The following is a 3,689-nucleotide window of genomic DNA, read 5'->3' as shown; positions in this document are numbered from 1 at the left end:
TCATAGACAATCAAGTGCTTTAAGTTCATATGTTTTTAAGTAGCATGAATTCGTAAGTTTTGCAGTAAAAAATGTGATACTTTTTGTATGTCATAAAAACTACTACTTTAAAACTTACGAATTTATACGAGTTCATTAGTTTCATATACAATCCATGTGTTTATATTCATCGCCTAGTAAAATGTCATCTCACCTAAGCTCGTACTTCGTTTTATATTCTATCATTGCACACAGTACTCCATAATGGTACAACCATCATGAAGTACGTACTTTCTAACAGCCTATTCTTTTTCTTTTCACTGCAAATATACTTTCTCTTTATTCACTTATATATACTTATACATGTCTATTTTCAACAGCATAATTTTATTATTTTGTTCAATATATAGAATCCCATCAAGTTATAGTATATATTTATCATATCCTATTATACGTTCTATTATTGTTTACTATACACACTAATTAACTCACTCTTAAAATCATCATACATTAAAAATGCTTCTTTTAATATATCTTCTAATTCTTCATAGCTTCGATAAACTGGCTTTTTAATCCTTTCTCTTGGGTTAATTAATAACCTTGAGTAAACGCTCCAAGGACTTCCCAGTCTCACCTCATCATTATGATATACCACCCAAATAAACTCTGTCATTCCATATTCTAAAATTATATTAAACCATATCATATAATTTGGAGAATTATCTATAACCCCTACTTTAAAAAACTTCTCCTTCTTATCAAAAGTTGAAACATATCCTAATCTTTTAAATATTTCATTTACTTTTTCTATATCATAATCCTCTAATCTATCATTTAAATCATTAGGATTACCTCTAAAGTTTTCAGACAATTTTTTATACCTATCTACAAATCTAATTTTTTCCAATACCACTTTGATTTCAGGCTTCATCTCAAAACTCATTCTCTATTCCCCCATAAACCTTAATTCTATTCTATATTCTTTTGCTATTTCTTTGTACTTTTCAATATCAGTAATATTTTTATTTGTAGCTGGAATTTCTAATATTTGTTTTCCTTCCAATGGCTTACCATCTAACTCAGGATAAGCATTTGAACGTATTTTTGTACCTGCAGAATATTTCTTATTCATTTCTTTTAAATATTCTCTATAAGTTTTTTCATCAATCATATCTAAATCTGTTGCTTTCCTTGAGATTATTTCTTTAGCAAAAGGATCATATGAATCTAATCTTTTTCCATTTTCCAAGTGTATTTCATGATAATCATAAATATCCCTGTTTCTTACAGTCTTATTAAACTTATTTCCCCTTGCCATAGGAGAATCATTTAACCAATAATCTCTTGCTTCTTTCCATTCTATCCTATCCCTCGTAGTTTTACCTTCTTTTGCTTTACGTGCAAGATATTTTCCATAATCAGATTCTAAATTTGAATCTATAAATCTCCCATTAGAAGCTAGAAGATTTTTACCCGTACCCTTAACACCCTTCTCTCCAACACTTTTCATATACTGATAAGCATCTCTCAAAGAATGCTGTCCCATCTCTCGGACCATTCCTACTCCAGGCATTACGTAGGCTTTTCCCAAACCTGGGATCCATTTGTATTCCAGTAATGTTTTTACTGCGTGCTGGATTTTTTCATTCCCCTGCAAGAAGGTTGTTTTTACGGTTGTGGTACCTTTGTTCCATAGGTTTCCGATTTTGTTTGCAAGTCCTTTTGCTGTGGAGGCTACAAAGTTTACGCCTTCTTTTACTTTGTGGCTGGCTGTTTTTATACCATCGACAGCTGCTTTTCCAGCTTTTCCAGCTTTTCCAGCTTTTCCAGCTACCATTGTTACGCCTTCGCCTAGTTTTTTTCCTGCTTTTACAATCGTCTTCCCAAAGCTAGAAGCGACATACTTTATTCCTTTTCCAGCAAGACTTGCCACTTTTCCAACAGGAACAAAGTTTAGGAGCGTCCATCCTGCGGCGATGAGTCTTTCTTTTGATGATAATTCTTTTCCTGTAATAGGGTCTTTACCGATAACTGCACGAATTGCACCATTTACTCCGATGAATTCAGCTGCTCCTTCTAATCTATTTTCTTATACTATTTGCTGAAACAACATATGTACTTATTATTTATTATACTATCCTCTCTTCTCTCCTAAAATGCAAAAAGCACTTGTTGCCTCTCATAGACAATCAAGCGCTTTAAGTTCATATGTTTTTAAGTAGCATAAATTTGTAAGTTTTGTAGTAACAGTATGACACCTTTTATATTTCGTGACAACTAATACGTTAAAACTTACGAGTTTGTACAAGTTCGTTAATTGAATATACATTCTATGTGTTTATATTCGTCGCCCAATAAAATGTCATCTCGCCTAAGCTCGTACTTCGTTTTATATTCTATCATTGCACACAGTACTCCATGATGGTACAACCATCATGGAGTATGTACTTTTAAACACCCTATTCTTTTTCTTTCCACTTCAAAAATAAGTTCTTTTTTGTTCATTTGTCTTTTATGCCTATGTATATTCATTTTAGCACCAAGAGCTTTTTCATTCTTGTGTGTAAAATATAAATTAAAAACTTAATTACATTAAACCCATCTATACTTACAATTCTATATTATTCATCATCGTCTTCATATAAATTATCCAAGAATTCATCAATATCATTTGCTAGAAAATACATATTACTCATATCATCAGGGTCTTCTGGTTCTTGCTCATGATCCCAAAAATAAATTTTTTCATAATAGGACTCTTCAGTACCTAAGCATATAACATTACCAGCTGAATCATCTGCTATTGGAATAAAGCCCTTAGCAAGCCTAAACTCATATATATCTATAACTTTCTCTAAATTATCATACATATCACCAATTCCATTAAATACATTCAAAACACTTTTCCCAAGTTCATCAGAAATATTAAATATACTACGTTCTGGGTATCCGCCATTCCATTGAAGTAAAAATTTCTTATATTTTCCCGTTAATTTCACTCCATTTTCTATTTCAAATTTCTCAATCTCTTCTATAGAAAGTTTCTTATGTGAACTTTCGATTTTCACCATATTAATATCCTCCCCTTAATTTATTTTCCATTAACAGTTGATACTCCGCCAGCATGAGTAAATTCCCTATGAATATCTTTATCCACAAGAATCATTGTTTTTCCATCTTGATGGTGATGCCATATATATCCCACAGGTGGCTTATCTAGTGCTGGTACCGGCGGATCAGAATTTTTATTCAAACCCGCCTCTATATTAGCATTTTTATAATCAGATGGACGATTCGTTGGGCTTGCAATTTCAATTTCTACCGGCTTAACAGTTGGATGCGCATATTCAGTGAAATCCGGATAACCATCAGGATACCTTACAGTCTGTCCTTTTTTATTTGTATATACCCAAGTTCCATCCTCATCTATTTTCACAGTCCCACCTTTTTTCATCCACTTCTCTGGAACAGGTGAATATGATGGTTTAGTAGCAAGCTGTTCCTTTGTGAATTTTACTTCTAGGGTATCCTTACCCGTACCCTTAACAACCTTACTCTCCATATACTGATAAGCCTCTTTCAGAGAATACTGTCCTCCTGAGACATTTCCTACTCCAGCCATGGCGAAGCCTTTTCCCTCGCCTGGGATCCATTTGTATTCCAGTAATGTTTTTACTGCGTGCTGGATCTTTTCATTCCCCTGCAAGAAG

General features: G+C 33.0%; 3 protein-coding genes and 1 pseudogene. All 4 read right to left on the bottom strand.

Annotated features, from left to right (window positions below; all coding sequences use genetic code 11):
* Window positions 1–439 precede the first annotated feature (439 nt).
* Window positions 440–922 carry a hypothetical protein gene (locus IBT51_RS26845; RefSeq protein WP_053564627.1) on the bottom strand — a complete coding sequence of 161 codons (483 nt, stop codon included), beginning with the start codon at window positions 920–922 and terminating at the stop codon, window positions 440–442.
* Between the two features lie 3 nt (window positions 923–925).
* Window positions 926–2,068, bottom strand: a pseudogene (locus tag IBT51_RS27180) (pre-toxin TG domain-containing protein); the annotation flags it as partial.
* A 532-nt stretch (window positions 2,069–2,600) separates the two neighbouring features.
* On the bottom strand, window positions 2,601–3,050 hold the full coding sequence (locus IBT51_RS26835) for an SMI1/KNR4 family protein (protein ID WP_157418136.1): 450 nt from the start codon (window positions 3,048–3,050) through the stop codon (window positions 2,601–2,603).
* A 20-nt stretch (window positions 3,051–3,070) separates the two neighbouring features.
* A partial coding sequence (locus tag IBT51_RS26830) for an HNH endonuclease (protein ID WP_234472628.1) occupies window positions 3,071–3,689 on the bottom strand: 619 nt, incomplete at its 5' end.

Origin of the sequence: Bacillus sp. S71 (genome assembly GCF_016625265.1) — a bacterium.
In the GTDB taxonomy this organism is placed as follows: domain Bacteria; phylum Bacillota; class Bacilli; order Bacillales; family Bacillaceae_G; genus Bacillus_A; species Bacillus_A cereus.
Note: the sequence above shows the minus strand (reverse complement) of the source record. Positions and strands in the feature narration are given on the sequence as shown.